At 68.0% G+C, this 13,934-nt stretch carries 14 protein-coding genes and 2 pseudogenes; 4 read left to right on the top strand and 12 right to left on the bottom strand.

Features of this window, described 5'->3' with window-relative positions; translation table 11 throughout:
* Positions 1 to 53: 53 nt before the first annotated feature.
* The 4 genes from ACWD0F_RS49195 to ACWD0F_RS49180 form a co-directional block, all read right to left on the bottom strand.
* Positions 54 to 1,676, bottom strand: a complete 1,623-nt coding sequence (locus tag ACWD0F_RS49195) for a WXG100 family type VII secretion target (RefSeq protein WP_449889667.1) — start codon at positions 1,674 to 1,676, stop codon at positions 54 to 56.
* Positions 1,673 to 1,993 carry a YbaB/EbfC family nucleoid-associated protein gene (locus ACWD0F_RS49190; protein WP_449889665.1) on the bottom strand — a complete coding sequence of 107 codons (321 nt, stop codon included), beginning with the start codon at positions 1,991 to 1,993 and terminating at the stop codon, positions 1,673 to 1,675. Before ACWD0F_RS49190 ends, ACWD0F_RS49195 begins: the two co-directional genes overlap by 4 nt.
* Before the next feature lie 544 nt (positions 1,994 to 2,537).
* Positions 2,538 to 3,908, bottom strand: coding sequence for a caspase family protein (locus ACWD0F_RS49185; protein WP_449889664.1), 1,371 nt, complete (start codon positions 3,906 to 3,908; stop codon positions 2,538 to 2,540).
* Positions 3,898 to 4,260 carry an effector-associated constant component EACC1 gene (locus tag ACWD0F_RS49180; protein WP_449889662.1) on the bottom strand — a complete coding sequence of 121 codons (363 nt, stop codon included), beginning with the start codon at positions 4,258 to 4,260 and terminating at the stop codon, positions 3,898 to 3,900. The genes ACWD0F_RS49185 and ACWD0F_RS49180 overlap by 11 nt, the downstream gene beginning before the upstream one ends.
* A gap of 246 nt (positions 4,261 to 4,506) precedes the next feature.
* On the opposite strand from ACWD0F_RS49180, the gene ACWD0F_RS49175 reads away from it, so the two are divergent.
* Both ACWD0F_RS49175 and ACWD0F_RS49170 read left to right on the top strand, forming a co-directional pair.
* Positions 4,507 to 5,031, top strand: a complete 525-nt coding sequence (locus ACWD0F_RS49175; RefSeq protein ID WP_449889660.1) for an NUDIX hydrolase — start codon at positions 4,507 to 4,509, stop codon at positions 5,029 to 5,031.
* Between the two features lie 79 nt (positions 5,032 to 5,110).
* A pseudogene (locus tag ACWD0F_RS49170) lies at positions 5,111 to 6,099 on the top strand (IS5 family transposase).
* A 20-nt stretch (positions 6,100 to 6,119) separates the two neighbouring features.
* Here ACWD0F_RS49170 and ACWD0F_RS49165 read toward each other — a convergent pair.
* Together ACWD0F_RS49165 and ACWD0F_RS49160 are read right to left on the bottom strand one after the other, a co-directional pair.
* Positions 6,120 to 6,890 carry a class I SAM-dependent methyltransferase gene (locus ACWD0F_RS49165; RefSeq protein ID WP_449889658.1) on the bottom strand — a complete coding sequence of 257 codons (771 nt, stop codon included), beginning with the start codon at positions 6,888 to 6,890 and terminating at the stop codon, positions 6,120 to 6,122.
* A gap of 381 nt (positions 6,891 to 7,271) precedes the next feature.
* On the bottom strand, positions 7,272 to 7,841 hold the full coding sequence (locus tag ACWD0F_RS49160) for a hypothetical protein (protein WP_449889656.1): 570 nt from the start codon (positions 7,839 to 7,841) through the stop codon (positions 7,272 to 7,274).
* Between the two features lie 10 nt (positions 7,842 to 7,851).
* On the opposite strand from ACWD0F_RS49160, the gene ACWD0F_RS49155 reads away from it, so the two are divergent.
* Complete coding sequence (locus ACWD0F_RS49155; RefSeq protein ID WP_449889654.1) at positions 7,852 to 8,010, top strand: hypothetical protein; 159 nt, start codon at positions 7,852 to 7,854, stop codon at positions 8,008 to 8,010.
* Between the two features lie 253 nt (positions 8,011 to 8,263).
* On the opposite strand, the gene ACWD0F_RS49150 is transcribed toward ACWD0F_RS49155, so the two are convergent.
* Positions 8,264 to 9,481, bottom strand: a complete 1,218-nt coding sequence (locus ACWD0F_RS49150; protein WP_449889653.1) for an MFS transporter — start codon at positions 9,479 to 9,481, stop codon at positions 8,264 to 8,266.
* A 60-nt stretch (positions 9,482 to 9,541) separates the two neighbouring features.
* Between ACWD0F_RS49150 and ACWD0F_RS49145 the strand changes: the two genes are divergently transcribed.
* Positions 9,542 to 10,576: a DUF5937 family protein gene (locus ACWD0F_RS49145; RefSeq protein WP_449889651.1), complete on the top strand. Its 1,035-nt coding sequence runs from the start codon at positions 9,542 to 9,544 to the stop codon at positions 10,574 to 10,576.
* Positions 10,577 to 10,724: 148 nt separating this feature from the next.
* On the opposite strand, the gene ACWD0F_RS49140 is transcribed toward ACWD0F_RS49145, so the two are convergent.
* The 5 genes and pseudogenes from ACWD0F_RS49140 to ACWD0F_RS49120 form a co-directional block, all read right to left on the bottom strand.
* Complete coding sequence (locus ACWD0F_RS49140) at positions 10,725 to 11,153, bottom strand: hypothetical protein (protein ID WP_449889649.1); 429 nt, start codon at positions 11,151 to 11,153, stop codon at positions 10,725 to 10,727.
* A gap of 326 nt (positions 11,154 to 11,479) precedes the next feature.
* Entirely contained in the window at positions 11,480 to 11,962 is a 483-nt protein-coding gene (locus tag ACWD0F_RS49135) for a hypothetical protein (protein ID WP_449889680.1), read from the bottom strand.
* A gap of 171 nt (positions 11,963 to 12,133) precedes the next feature.
* Positions 12,134 to 12,247 (bottom strand): annotated as a pseudogene (locus tag ACWD0F_RS49130) (hypothetical protein); the annotation flags it as partial.
* A gap of 676 nt (positions 12,248 to 12,923) precedes the next feature.
* Positions 12,924 to 13,094, bottom strand: coding sequence for a hypothetical protein (locus ACWD0F_RS49125; RefSeq protein ID WP_449889647.1), 171 nt, complete (start codon positions 13,092 to 13,094; stop codon positions 12,924 to 12,926).
* Positions 13,095 to 13,104: 10 nt separating this feature from the next.
* On the bottom strand, positions 13,105 to 13,671 hold the full coding sequence (locus ACWD0F_RS49120) for an ArsR/SmtB family transcription factor (protein WP_449889645.1): 567 nt from the start codon (positions 13,669 to 13,671) through the stop codon (positions 13,105 to 13,107).
* Positions 13,672 to 13,934: the final 263 nt, after the last annotated feature.

The following is a 13,934-nucleotide window of genomic DNA, read 5'->3' as shown; positions in this document are numbered from 1 at the left end:
GTCACCGAAGTCTGGGCTCAAGTGTCAGGAGTCGTCCGCTGCCCCGGCGAGAATCAGAGAGAAAGGTGGGCGTCGATCTGGGCGGCGGTCACCTCCTCTCCCGCACGCCCGCTGTACTGCAGGGCACGGGCGAACGGCAGCGCGTAGATCGCGGTGAACGCCAGCGGCGCCGGGTAGGCGGTGAACGCGTTCGCCTCTCCGTTCCTGTCCTTGTACGCATACCGCTGGATGCTGAGTTTCTGCCGCCCGTCAGGGTAGGGCACACCCCGTTTGTCGGTGCGGTATCCCCAGAAGCCGAAGGCGCCGACGGTGTTGGACAGCGTGAGCTGTCTGGTCTGCTGCCTGAAACTGGCCGCGTAGTCCCGCCAGGTCAGCCTGGCCCCGGCCGCGGCCCGCGCGTCGCCCCTGACGATCTGGTCGAAGTAGCGCGAGCCGAAGGCGAACTCCAGGTTCCTGCGGCCCCACGGGGTGCCGCGCAGCCAGGTGAACGCCCGGTTCTTGCCCTGCGCCATCGCCGTCATCGCCCGCCGCATCAGCGCGGACAGCCGCCGCAGGAACGATGCGGCTTGGTCGAGCACCGCGCCGACCCTGCCCGCCGACGTGGCCGAGGCCGCGGTGATCTCGCCGGCCGCGGTCACGACCGACTGCCCGCCCGTCGCGGGGGCCAGCATGGTGGCGCTGAACCACGTTCTGGCCGCCCAGACGACCAGGTCGCTGATGACGCCTCTGACGATCCCCTCGACCGAGCCCATGATCGCACTCGACAGTTGCAACATCGCGGCGACCCGGTTGGCCAGGTCACCGGTCTCGGCGATGCCCCGGCTGAAGACCGCCAGCCGCGCCCGCGCCGCCTCGCTCGCCTCGCCCTCCCAGCCGCCGTCCCGGTAGACCGCCGCCAGCGCCCGGTCCAGGTCTTTCGCCAGGCCGCGCACGCTGGTCGCCATGCTGTCGTAGTTGTATGCGGCCTGCCCGGTCGCGATCGGGTCGCCGGTCACCCAGTCGGCCGCCCACTTCACCCAGTAAAGGGCGTTGATCAGGAATCGGCTGCCGTTGTTCACCAGATAGCCGAGCGGGTCGGCCCGGATCAGCGACGGGGCGCTGCGGGCGCTGAAGTAGGTGCCGATCACGTCCTGGGTGAACTGCGCCAGGTCTGAGCCGATGTTGAACATGTCGTCGCTGGTGATGTCACCGTACAGTCGCACGCCGTCCATGACGGTGTTGCCGAACAGGCCGAACGGGTAGGGACCCGAGGTGATCACGCCGTGGAGTATCTTGTGGTCGCGATAGAAGCGGGAGGCCGGGTTCAGCTCCCTGATGGGGTCCGGCTCGATCTCCTTGCGTTCGGCCGCCGCGGCCAGCATGGCCGCGAGCATCCCGTCTGCCGGATCGGCGGCGGCGTAGCCGGCCCCGGTCTTCGCCAGGCGCTCGCCCGCCCCCTCGAACCCGGCGCGCATGGCGCGCAGATGGCCGGAGAACTCCTCCATCAGCGACGTGCACGAATCACGGAGATGGATCTCGCCGAGCATCCCCCACGGGTGGAAACCGGAAAGTTGCCGGGTGGCCTCGGCGGTGAGTTCCTCGATCTCGCCCACCCTGCCGACCAGGGCGTTCACGCCGTTCGACGCCCTGCTCAGGTCGGCCGGTGCGACGGCGAACCCCTGGAACGCGATCGTCACGGAAGATCCTCGAACGCCTCGCCGGTCAGCGCGGCGGTGATCCCTCGCGCCCGGACCGTCACCTGGTCGGCGGCGGCGTTGGCAGCCTCCTTGATCGCCTCGGTGAGTTCCGCCGACGGCAACCGCATCGCGCGGGGGTCGAGTCTGAGGTCGCGGATCCGGAAGTCGGCCCCGACGCGCACGGTCACCAACCCCTTGGCGGCCTCGGCCCGCCCTTCGACCTCGGCCAGGTCGAGACGCGCCGACCGCACCTCCTCCTCGACCCTGGCCAGCCGGACGTCGATGTCGAGATCGTCGTTCCACCGGGGCTGTTCCACACGTTCTCCTGCCAGAACTCGACGTCATTATTTAGGTTAGGCTTGCCTAAAATTGCGTACCTGCTGACACGATGTCAAATCGGCTTCCGCGGCCGGCACCGGCAGCACGAGAGGAATGCGCAGCTCCTGGCCGTTCCAGCCCGCGTCACGGAACAGGCCAAGCGCTCCCACGCCAAGCTTCGCGGACCCGGCGAACGCGCCAACGCCCCGCTGAAGACAGGATTGCCTGCGAGGCCCCCGCCCAGGGAGCGGCCGCGCGGCTGGAAGCCACCAAGTCTTCGGCTGGCCCAACCGGGGGCCGGCTCATGCTTGCAGACCAGCCTTACTCGAGCTTGCGGGCACTCATGAATTCGAGTGGGGCGACGGCGGATCGCTGCACTTCGTGAGCCCCTCCCGCGCGCTTCAACACGGTGATCTTTCCCACGTAGTGGCCGACGCCTCCGGCTGGTAGGGATGGCGGCAATGCTTCCGCACATCGCCTCCTTGCACCAGGTCACCGGCATCCTCGCCGCTACGATCAGGGAGTTGTGCGCCTGATCGGCGTTCAGCTCTCCAACCACTTCGGCCCGGCGCACCGGGCGATCTCGTCGATGATCTCCTGTCGGCCGGCCCGGTATCCGCTGAGCCTGGTCAGCAGGACCTCGCCCCGGCCCGGGTGGTACCACGGGCTGAGATCCTCCGAGGGCTTCGCAGGGGGCAGTACGGCCGAGGGTTTCAGGTCGAGGCAGATGTAGTGGTGGAGGTTGCGCCGCCGCTCGGTGATGCGAGCGACATCGGTCCAGCGGTAGAACCATCGCTGGTCGCCCACCCGTACCTCGATCCCGGCCGCGTTCACGATGAGCAGCCGGGCCCGCCGCCGACTCATGTGCTGGCTGCCCCGTTGCACCATGATCACGAACAGCCTGAAGGAGATCAGGAAACCGGCCACTTCGACCACCAGGAGTCTGAGCTCGGCCGAGCCCAGGATCAGCGGCGTCAACAAGTTCAAGATCAGCAGCGGGAAGGCGATGGTAAGGGCCAGCGGCAGGAGTGAGAGTAGCCACCACGTCCAGCCCAGCCGTCTGGCCGGCGCGAAGGTCTGCCCCTTGCTGATCCGGCCGGCGGCAACGGCCGGGGCGGGCGAAGGGGCGGCGGGCGGGCGGGTGGCCGAGCGGGCGGCGTTCCTGGTGAAGGGGAAGCTGTGGGCGTTGTCGGTGCCGCGCTGGTTGGGGTCGGGCAGCCCCTGGGCGCGTAGCCGGTGGCGCAGGTGCCCGTACAGGACGCCCAGAGTGAGGGGGTCCGGCTCGCCCGGGAGTCCACCGCGGACCAGGTGCAGCAACTCGCCGGTGAAGGAGGTGCAGACGTCGAGTTGATCGTCGAAGCGAGCGACGTGGGCGGCCAGGTCACTGGCGGTCAGCGTGTAGACGCCCCGGACGTCGCTCTGGTCGGCGATCAGGCTCACGTGCGTGGACAGAGCCTCGCTCTGGATGACCGTTCCGGCGTAGCAGCAGTCCAAGATGGCGATCTTCACCGCGGCCGGGCTGCTCCGCAGCGCGCTGCGGACATGGGAGTACTCCAGACCCGTCAGATCGGGGTCCTCGGCGACGGTGTCGGCCAGTGCCAGGCATAACGCGCCCTCGGCGGTGAGCATGCCGTGCCCGACGAAGTAGAGCAGGAGCACCCCGGTGGTCTCCCTGGCCGACCGGCGGATCTGCTGGGCCACGAGCCGGCTGTCGCCCTGGTTGTGCAGGACGCTGACGTTCGCGGCCGGCCAGCCGCACAGGCGCGGGTCGGTCAGCACCGAGCGCAGCGCCATCACGCTGTTGGCGGCGGCGGGTAGATCGGGCAGGCCGTCGTCCTCGTGCACGGAGGTGCCGATGAGGATCGCCTGCGAGGCCCCCGCCCAGGGAGCGGCCGCGCGCGGGTCAGCCGACATCGGCCTCGGCCACCTGACTGAGAACCTCCTGGAGCAGCGGCAGCGCCTCGTCCACCCGCTTGGCCTCCACCTTCACCGTGGTCTCCCCGGTGGTGACCGTGATGGAGACATCGGAGTGCCTGTTGGTCAGCCACGTCGTCAGCGCCCTGGCCAGCACCACTCCTATGCCGCCCGATCCCACCGCGATGCTGAGCAACTCCATCGCACCGCCGAGCTCTTCGGGCCCCGGCGGACGCCTGACCGCCTCGACCCGGCCCTGCAACGGGCGCTGGCTCCGCAGCCAGGTCGTCAGTGAGATCAGCTCGCCCATGGGGTCGCCGTCGGCGGTCACCCGGATTTCGACGTGCATCATCTGTCCCTCCACGTGGGGCGAACCCTCGCTGTGGGGCCGCCGCGTACAGGATTCGAGAGCCAGCATGAGGCATCGCACGGGGAAATGTCAGGAAACGTCGCCTACCGAGGGCCTGTCTGGAGTTGTGATCGAGGTCGGAGATTGTGGGTGGCGTGGCGGTGTGCGCGGCCGACGCGGCGACGGCCATTGCTGCGGCCGACCGCTGCAGCCCGGTGGTGTGTCGGTGGCGGTCTATAGCCTGTCGCAATGATCCGTAGCGTGTTTGAGCAGCGTCCGCTTGATGCTGCCGTCGCTGACGCCGGGAGCGCGACGCTGGAGTTCGACCGGGCCAGGGCCTGGTTGTGCTCTGCGCTGGTTGGCGCCGTGGAGCCGTTGGGCGCCGAGGTGTGGGTCTTGGATACAGCCCTGAAGCAGATCGTGCTGGTCAGGCATCCGTGGCGCGGGCTGGTCCCGCCAGGTGGCAAGGTTGAGCCCGGAGAGTGTCCGCGTGATGGCGCGGCCCGGGAACTGGCCGAGGAGACTGGGCTGCGGCCACGGTTGTTGGAGCGGCCCGCCGCGGTGGCGGTGCGGTCATTCGGCCCGGGTTTGCCGGTGACGCTGTCCCTCTCCTATGCCGCGATCAGCGACCCGGAACAGCCACTGATCGCGGAGGATGGGCAGCCCGCGGCCTGGATGCGGCTGGACCAGGGCTGGGACAGCTGCTTCCCCGATGACGTGCTGCGCATCCGACAGTACGTAAAGCTTCTGAGATCGGGTGCCCCTGCTTGGTGAGTGTGGCCGCCCCTGGTTCTGTGCTGTCGTCTTGCGGATTGCGGGCCGCGCCCGGTGTTGACGCTGGTAGAACGCTGCTGTGACGCGACGCGAACTGAGCGACAGCGAGTGGGAGTTGGCCGAGCCGTTCTTGCCGGTCGGCCGCTACGGCCCCTACCCGCGTCGGCTTCGTGAGCAGTTCGAGGGTGTGATCTGGCGGTTTCGCAGCGGTGGCCAGTGGCGGGAGATGCCGGCGGAGTTCGGCGCTTGGCAGACGGTCTACGACCGCTTCGCCCAGTGGCGTGACGCGGGCGTGTTCGCCGCGCTGATGGAGGCGATGACCGCGGAGGCCGCCCGGCGCGGTCAGGCGGACTTGTCGCTGGTCAGTGTGGATTCGACGGTGGCTCGCGCGCCCCACGACGCAGCGGGGATGGTGGTCGACCCCGAGGTGTGGGCGGCGCTGGAAGAGGCCGCGGCAGAGGAAAAGGGGCACCGGAAACCGGGCAAACCGCCCCGCTGACCGCAGCATCGGCAGAGCTGGAGACGGAGCGGGCCGAACGCCGGAAGTTGCGTCGGCGCCGCCGTGCCCGGCTCAAGGCAGCGGCGCTCGGCCGACCCCAGGGCGGGCTGACCGGCAAGGTCCATCTTGCGGCGGACCGGCGCTGTCGCCCGTTGGCCTTCGCGCTCACGCCCGGGCAGGTCGCCGACAGCCCACAATCCTGGAGGAGATCAGGGTGCGCGGGCCCGTCGGTCGCCCGCGGACCAGGCCCGACGCGGTGGCCGCAGATAAGGCGTACTCGTCGCGCGGCAACCGCTCCTACCTGCGCAGACGCGGGATCAAGGCGGTGATCCCAGAGAAAGCCGACCAGGCCGCGAACCGCAAGAAGCGCGGCCGCGTCGGCGGGAGACCGGTCTCGCACGACGCCGAACAGTACAAGGAGCGCAACACGGTGGAGCGCTGCATCAACAAGATCCGGGCTTGGCGAGGCCTGGCAACCCGCTACGACAAGGCGCCCGAGAGCCTACATGGCGGGGCTGCAACTGCGCGGATCCATCAGCTGGATGCGCAGCCTCGACCCCGCCAAGTGATCACGACTCCAAACAGGCGCCTAGCCGGCTTCGAGAACGAAGAACAAGAAGCACAGGAACCTCGTGCGGGTGGGCTCGATCTCGCGGAGTTCCTCGGGGAACAGTTCGCGGGCTTCCGGCGCGAACGGCGGTTCGCTGATGACGCTGATGCGAAAGCCCGCCGCGGTGAAGGCTTCGGTCATCGCGTGCAGCGGCCGGTTCCAGAACTTCATCTGGGCGGTCTGCCCACCCATGGTCCATTCTTCGGTCCGGCTGCGGGTCTCGAAATACGTGGGCTTTTCCCCGGCCATGTGCTGAAAAAGAGCGATGGACAAAGGATGGTCGACCGAGACGAGGAGCCGGCCGCCAGGCTTCAGCACGCGTCTCAGCTCGGCCAGTGTCGGTCCCCAGTCTTCCAGGTAGTGCAGCACCAGGGACGCGGTGACGTCGTCGAACGCCTCGTCGGGGAAGGGCAGCGGGCCGGCCAGGTCAGCGACCTGCAAATCCGCGTCGGCGCCCAGCCGCAGTCGGGCCAGCTCCAGCATTCCGGCGCTCGCGTCGATGCCGGTCACGATGGCACCTCGATCGCGCAGCGCGGAGAACAGGGGACCCGAGCCGCCACCGGCGTCGAGGATGCGCCGGCCGGTCACGTCCCCGGCGAGCTCCAGCATCGCGGGCCGCTCGTAGTACGCGTTCAGGAGGCTCGTCTCGTTCTCGGCCGCGTACCCATCGGCGATCATGTCATAGGCGTTGAGTGCGGCGGGGTTCGCGGTCTCATCGTGATCTTCGGGCATGGTAGGCATGCGGGCCATTTTGGCCCAGCAGTCTCGGCGGCACAGACATACGGCAGATCTGGATCAAGAGCCTCAGACACGTGTCGGGACGCAGCGAACCTGAGAGTGGAACCCGGCTCCCACCTGCGCATTATCAAGTAGAGGATTGTCGAATGGCAGCGACCGAATGCCATCAAAGGTGATAGTTCGCCCCGAACCGGTGCGGTGCTTGGTCAGGAAGGTGGTCTCGTCCAGGTAGCGGGCGCGGTCGGCCGGCTCGCCGAGCTGGCCGCGCGCCTCCCGGATGCCGAGCTCCCGCTCCGCCGGCGGCGCGGCCGCGTCGGCCTACCGCGGTGATGGACCGATGGAGGCCGCGGCCTGTTCTACCCTCGGCAGGGTGCATGGCGGACTTGTCTAAATTTACTCCGGGATGATCTTGCTTGGCCTGGCGGGCTCGTCGACTTCCCATGGCCGGGGCCACTGGCCGGAGGGCGGCGGCGGACCGGCGATGCCGAGATCGCGGCGGGCGCTGGCATAGAAGGCGTCGCGGGCGCGGCTCATCGCGCCTATGGCGCTGACCCAACCATCCGGGTCGCTGCGCATGCCCTTGGCGTAGAGCTCAACGTTCCAGACCGCTTCGTGCCAGGTGCGGGCGGCGGCCACGGTTGCCGCGTCGCCCACCAGGAGCACCGACTCCCACTCGGCGGCCCGCTTGGTCTCAGCCTCGTCGAGCTGAGCCAGCCCCTCCTCGATGTCCATCGGGTTGCCGGTGCGGGGTAAACCGCGGGCCGCGCCGATGCGCTGGGCGAGGTGAATCTGGATTTTCAGGAGGTGAGCGTAGCGGGCGTAGCTGTGGAAGCGCTCGTTGTCCCATCGCTCGGTTCTCGCGCGGCGCCAGCGGCCGCGTTCGGTGAGGCTGGAGGCGGCGTAGGAGCCGGCCGCACCGACAACGACGCCTAGGAGAGCGGGTAGCTGGTCAACGAAGGGCATCGTTCCTCCTGTGATCATACGAGTTGTCGAAGCGGACTACCTCGACGCGGTCCGCGGGGACTACCGCCCTGAAACCGGGCCGGGCCGCCCCTCGGCATTGACCAGGCACTACGTCAAACCCGGCCCGGAGGCCATCGAGGTCCTGGCGCCCCGCCGCCGTACCCACTGATCAACTGGATGGCGGCTTGCCGGGTTCCGGGCCAGCACGGACCGCTGACAGGCGAAGACGCAAGAGGGTCTTGGCCTCGGCGGCATCGGAGCGGTTGCGTGGCCGTCTCATCGCTGAACGATCTTACTGCTCATTGGTCTTCGTGCTCATCGGCCGCCGCGGGGATGCCGGCCGCGCGAGCCCATCTGTCGATCTCGTCCAGTGCTCTCCAACCGTTCTCCTCGTGGTTGGAGACGGGCGGTGACGGCCTGAATCAGACCTCGTGGCGGAGTGGGCTGAGCCAGATCGGTATCCAGCTGAGCGCCATGATCGCTGCGCCTGTCCACATTGCCGTTCCGATGCCCCAGACTTCGCCGAGGAGGCCCGTCAGCAGGCCACCGACGCCAACCGCACCCATAAGGATCAGCCGCATGGTGGCGTTCATCCGGCCGAGCATCGGGTCGGGTGTGACCTTCTGCCTGAAGCTGACGAGCAGCACGTTGTTCACCCCTGTCCGGAAGCACAGGATGCTCCAGGCGGCCGCCGAGACCCAGACGCTCCAGCCGACGAACGGCACCAGGAGCGCGAACGGCGCAGTGGTCACGCCGACGATCCACACGGCACGCCCGCGGCCGAACCGGCGGCCGATCAGATGAGCCGTCGAGGAACCGGCCAGCACACCCAGCCCACCGATGGCAAGGTAGACCCCGAGCACCCAGGCGGGCTGCCCGAGCTCGTTGACGAGGAGCACGGGCAACAGCGTCGAGCAGAGCGGGAACGCGAGGTTCGTCATGCCGCCTTGTGCCGCGATGGCGACGAGGACCCGGTTGCCGAAGAGGAATCGCACCCCCTCGCCGATCTGCCGTCCGAGTCGCTCGCCGGGTACGGGGGCGGGCGCGGGTTCGGGCTTGCTGATCCGGCGTAGCCACACGGCCGACCACAGGTAGGTGAGCGCGTCGAGCAGGATCGCCGCCGGTGCGCCCGCGAGAGCCACCAATAGTCCGGCGGTGCTTCTGCCGCCTACGTCCATCGCCGCGCTCGTGCCGACGAGCGCCGAGTTCGCGGCGGTGAGCCGGTCGCGGCCGACCAGGTGCGGGACCGTGCTCTGCGAGGCGACGTCGAAGAAGAGCGTGCCGACTCCCGTCGCGATGGCGACGCCGTACAGCTGGGTCATCGTGAGGGCGTCCAGCCACCACGTGACCGTCACCGACACCAGAAGCGCGGCGCGAACCAGGTCCGTCGCGATCATCACCGGGCGGCGCCTGACCCGGTCCACCCATGCTCCGGCGGGCAGGCCGAGCACGAGCACGGTGATGGTGGTGAGGGCGCTGAGCAGTCCCACTTCGCCGGGCCCCGCGTTGAGGGCGGTCACCGCGAGCAGGGGCATCGCCACGTAGCCGACCTGGGTGCCGAACTGGCTGACCGCCGACGCCAGGTAGAGGTTTCTGAAGGAGGGGTCATGCAAGAGCGGGGGCTCGGCAACAGTTGTCATACCACCTAGATGCTGGAACCGTCGGTCTGGGCGCTATTGATTAAGCAGAGGACGAATCGGATGGGCCTTGAGCTGACGTTCACCGCACAGGATGCCGCCAATGTCCGTTTCGCCGTTTCTCCTCTGTGGGAGGTCGTCGCGAGTGTGCGGGTGGTGAAGAACCCGGCCGCGCACGCCGTACTCAAGCCCTGGGCCGAACGGGTGCGGCGGCCCCTCGCCGATGTCGACTGGCGGTTGCTGTCCGACCTGGTGCCGGTGCCGACGATCTCGATCGTCGGCTTCGTCTGCCCGCCGCCCTCGACCTCCGTACCCGACCTGGAGGTCGAGCTGGCCGGGATGGCGGCGATGGCGCCCCTCGTTCAGGAAGGTCTCGACGTCTGGGACGGTCCACGCACCCGAGCACTCCAAGAGCTCTACGCCGACCCCGTGGGCGGCCTCGAACGGCTGGCCGAGGAGATCCGTGGTTACTGGAAAGCGGTCATCGCGCCCTACTGGCCGCGCGTCAGGACCCTGCTCGAAGGCGATGTGCTCTACCGCGCCAGGTTGCTGGCCGAGGGCGGTCTGCGGCGCATGCTCAGCGACCTTGACGCCGCCGTGACGTGGGAGGGAGAGACGCTGCGCCTGCCGAAGACGGTCTGCGAAGGTGTGCGTCCGCTGGGTGGACTGGGACTGTTGCTCGTACCATCGGTGTTCACCTGGCCGCGTGTCTTCTCCATCACGACCCCGCCCTGGCAGCCCACGATCCGCTACCCCCCGCGCGGCGTCGCGACGCTCTGGGAGCACCGCGAGAGCGACCCGCCGCAGGCGCTGGCCGCCGTGCTCGGCCGGACCCGTGCCCGGCTGCTGGCCGCACTCGACCAGCCCGCCTCGACCAGAGAACTGGCCACCCGTCTCGACCTGTCAGAACCAGGCGCGAACCAGCACCTCACCGCTCTCCGCAAGGCCGGACTGGCCAGCGCGCACCGCACGGGGAGATACGTGCTCTATGCCCGTACGGCCATCGCCGAGACACTACTTGCCGGCGACGCAAGTCCCATGGCGAGCAGCCTACGTGCGGGGGGCACCGAACTCCTCGACCCACCCCGCCCCCACTGAGCGCGTCAGACAATGTCTGGACGCAGCGAAGATGACAGTGAGCCCCCTCGGCCTGGGCACTGTCAGTTCAACGGGTATCGAAGTACCAGCGGCTGCGTCAGCGAAATTGGCAGTATCCGGTCGAAGATCGCGTCTCCTTGCGGGAAGGCTATGACTCCGAAGTTCGTGGTTGTTCTGGCCCAGGGTTGCTGACGGAGGCTTCGGGGAGTCGGACGCCGTGTGCTTGAAGCCGGGAGAGAATCAGCTCTCGGAGTTCGCGTTCTTGGGCGGCGGCTTCGTGACGCCCGGTGCGATCGGCGGCCGCGGCCCAGCGTTCGAGGACGTCGATGGCGAGAAGCCATTGGGCGATCGTGAGTTCGGGTTTCACGATCTCGTTCGGTGGCGGCCACGAACCGGAGCCGGGAAAGCCGGGTGTCCAGTGTGCGATCTGATCCCAACCGGCCATGCGGATGCTGCGCGCAAGATCCGCTCGCTGGTGATCGCCGTTCACTGTCTCGACGCTGGCGTCATTGTCCATGGAGGCGTCGATGAGGCCCCACTGGCGGAGAGGCATCGCGATGATCAGGCCGGCACTCATGCCGGGCATGGTGCCGAGATCGTGAAGGGTGGTCAAGGCAGATCAGAAGGAGGCGCCGGGTATTGCTGTGCCCAGGATGGGGCGGCGAAGGTGTTGCGGGGTGAGCATGACGCCGGTTATCCGGCTGGCGAGCGCCAAGGCCGCCGGATGGGGTTGTCGATGCTGTCGCCGGCGGCCGGATCGATCCCCAGCTCACGGAGGTGACTGCTCTTCCTGCCCGTCCGGATGCAGAAAGCGGACCTGGACGCAGGTCACGTTAGCGTCCCATGGTCGACTTCGTCCTCACTTTCCGGGCCAAGCATCTCTGGCCGCCCCTGTTGGCCCGCTCACTGGCGGTGAGCTTGCCCATCCAGCACGGCATTCAGGGCTGCGGTGAAGACAGACGGCAGAGCCATCTGCGTCAACAGATCCGGCCGCCGCTCCCTCCATCGCATCCGCGCGGCGGCGGCCAGTGGCATCAACCGGGCCACCAGCTCCGACTCCCTTTCCGCCGCGGCCACCTCCAAGGCCACCGCCAGCAGTTCCGCAGCCACCAACGCCGTCCGCGGAGCCATCCCGAAGCGGCCCACCGGGCCCGCCCGATTCCACCGCTGTCCACCAACCTCTGCGGCCAGCGCGTCCTGACCATCCAAAGGCGCAACCAGCAGAGGGAGAACCTCCGGCACCCCCAGCCGGACCAGCATCGCCGTCGCTTTCAAGACCGCGAACCACTGACCGGCACTCACCACCTGGCCTGCGATCAGCGCAGGCCGGCGGCGTGTTGCCACCTCAAGCACGAGTTGTTGCTGATCAGCGAGTTTGTGACTCACCACGCTCGTGCTGATCTGGGGGAGCGGCTGATCGCATACGGCCCCGCTGAGGAGCGCGCCGCATCGCAACGGAGACGGCATCCGGGAGCGAGACAGACGCGCAGGCTGCCCGGCCGGACCCCGTCGCACGGCAACGCGGCATCTCGGGCAGAGATCCACCAGCAGCGTCCGATGCTTGGGACAAACCGCAGCCCAGCCCAGCTTCCACCAGGCCAGCCACACTCCGCCTGAAGCCGCGAGACACGTCGGACATACCCGGGCTGCCGAAGAGCTGCACCCACTCACGGCCCTCAGCCCGGCGGACTGACTCCTTGTCGCTCACACGGACGCCTGCCAGATCCAGGACCGAGCCGTCGAACATCTCCAGGTGCATCCCACGCACGACCTCGGAGCTCACGCCTGTAGCAGCCTCGACCGCTCTGCACGTCTCCGGCGTGGCAACGACGCCGTACGCCAGTGAACGGACGTCACCTGACTCGGGTACATCCAGCCCCAATGCTTCGACCATCGTCCACGGCGGACATCCGTTTCGCAGGGCCATCCGATCCACCCACGATGCGAACGACTCGCCGGACGCTGGCGCCACCACCAACGCCAGCCGTCGGGGCAAGACCGTCATCATTTCCCGGGCCGAACCCCCTGCCGTACGCGCGCCCACTGACAACTCCAGATGGCCTGCTGCCAGGTCCACTGACATCTCCTGTGCCGTACTGACATCTGCAAGCGCGCCAGACAGTGGTGTCTGGCCGCAGCGAAGGTGACAGTGAGCCCTGCCCTCGACCTGGGCAGTGTCAGTTCGACGGGTGTCGAAATATCGGCGCTTGCGTCATCGAAGTTGACAGTATTCGCCCGAAGATCGTTAACCTCAGCCTCGCGCAGTAACGTGCGACCCTCAGATGCCCCAGGCTGGGCATGCCGGAGCATCTCGGCGTCACTGGGCCGGCCGCCGACCTCAGGACTATCAGACAGGCTCGAGGTGATCGGCGAGGCGGCGGAGGGTGACCGCGAACCGGCCGCGGAGGCGCAGAAGAACACGCAGGCGCGAGCGCGGCGGGACCATGCGTAACCGTGCGGCCTCGGCTCGCTGTTCAGCGAGGTAGGCGCGGCCCCACTCCTCATGCATGAAATACATGGAAGACTCCTCAGGGCTCTTCGGGGAACGCGTGGTAGAAGAGGAAGATCGGGCGTGTGTCCGGCGGAGTCTCGCTTGATTCGACACGCGACTTAGTCAGTTCGCGCCACGGCTCCAACACGGCATTGAGCTGGTCGGCGAGCTGCGCGAGCTCATCCTGGGTGAGCCGTAGGTGGCGGCTGCTTCCGAAGGACGCGTCCTGCCACTCCTCGGGAAGCGTCATGTGCGTGCGTTCGAAGTCGCGCAGCCGTTCGAACTGATCGATCACCCACTGTGAATTCCACGCCTGCACCACGGCTCTGGCTTCCGGGGTTTTAAGATCCACCACTGCCAACCCGCCCAATGCTGCCCGCACCCAGCGCTCCCGGCTGTCCCGGGCGAGCTCCGGCACGTCCTCGATCAAGCCATGCTTCTGCATCTGCCGCAGGTGATAGCTCACCTGGCCGGGGTCGGCATCCATCCGCCTGGCGAGCTCGCTCACTGTGACCGGGCCGATCCGGAAGAGGAGGCTGAAGAGCTTCATCCGAAACCGGCTGGTCAAAACCTTGAGCACGTCCAGGTCATCGATCTGTTGCATGGTCACGACGGTAAGACCAGCAGCTGAGAAGGCTCAAGAGGTCTACTGGATCTTGAAACCGCGCGGTGGTGGCGTGCGGAGCTGAAGATCACCTGTTATGTCCGTACTCGCTTCAGGGACGCCCGGACAGCTGCGGTAGTTTGCCAAGGGCGGGACTGTACGGTTTTCGGCTCTGTCTCGGATTCGGTGGTGACGGATCGTGCTGTGGCGTCACGCTGAGTTGTGCTTGATGATGACGGACTCGTACGTACGGTGTTCTCGGG

Source organism: Nonomuraea sp. NPDC002799 (assembly GCF_053592075.1).
Note: the sequence above shows the minus strand (reverse complement) of the source record. Positions and strands in the feature narration are given on the sequence as shown.

Bases quoted from the DNA above. Each gene is read 5' to 3' on its own strand.
- ACWD0F_RS49185 (WP_449889664.1), bottom strand. From the start codon at position 3,908: ATGTCGGCTGACCCGCGCGCGGCCGCTCCCTGGGCGGGGGCCTCGCAG.
- ACWD0F_RS49180 (WP_449889662.1), bottom strand. From the start codon at position 4,260: ATGATGCACGTCGAAATCCGGGTGACCGCCGACGGCGACCCCATGGGC.
- ACWD0F_RS49175 (WP_449889660.1), top strand. From the start codon at position 4,507: ATGATCCGTAGCGTGTTTGAGCAGCGTCCGCTTGATGCTGCCGTCGCT.
- ACWD0F_RS49165 (WP_449889658.1), bottom strand. From the start codon at position 6,890: ATGGCCCGCATGCCTACCATGCCCGAAGATCACGATGAGACCGCGAAC.
- ACWD0F_RS49160 (WP_449889656.1), bottom strand. From the start codon at position 7,841: ATGCCCTTCGTTGACCAGCTACCCGCTCTCCTAGGCGTCGTTGTCGGT.
- ACWD0F_RS49150 (WP_449889653.1), bottom strand. From the start codon at position 9,481: ATGACAACTGTTGCCGAGCCCCCGCTCTTGCATGACCCCTCCTTCAGA.
- ACWD0F_RS49145 (WP_449889651.1), top strand. From the start codon at position 9,542: ATGGGCCTTGAGCTGACGTTCACCGCACAGGATGCCGCCAATGTCCGT.
- ACWD0F_RS49140 (WP_449889649.1), bottom strand. From the start codon at position 11,153: ATGAGTGCCGGCCTGATCATCGCGATGCCTCTCCGCCAGTGGGGCCTC.
- ACWD0F_RS49125 (WP_449889647.1), bottom strand. From the start codon at position 13,094: ATGTATTTCATGCATGAGGAGTGGGGCCGCGCCTACCTCGCTGAACAG.
- ACWD0F_RS49120 (WP_449889645.1), bottom strand. From the start codon at position 13,671: ATGCAACAGATCGATGACCTGGACGTGCTCAAGGTTTTGACCAGCCGG.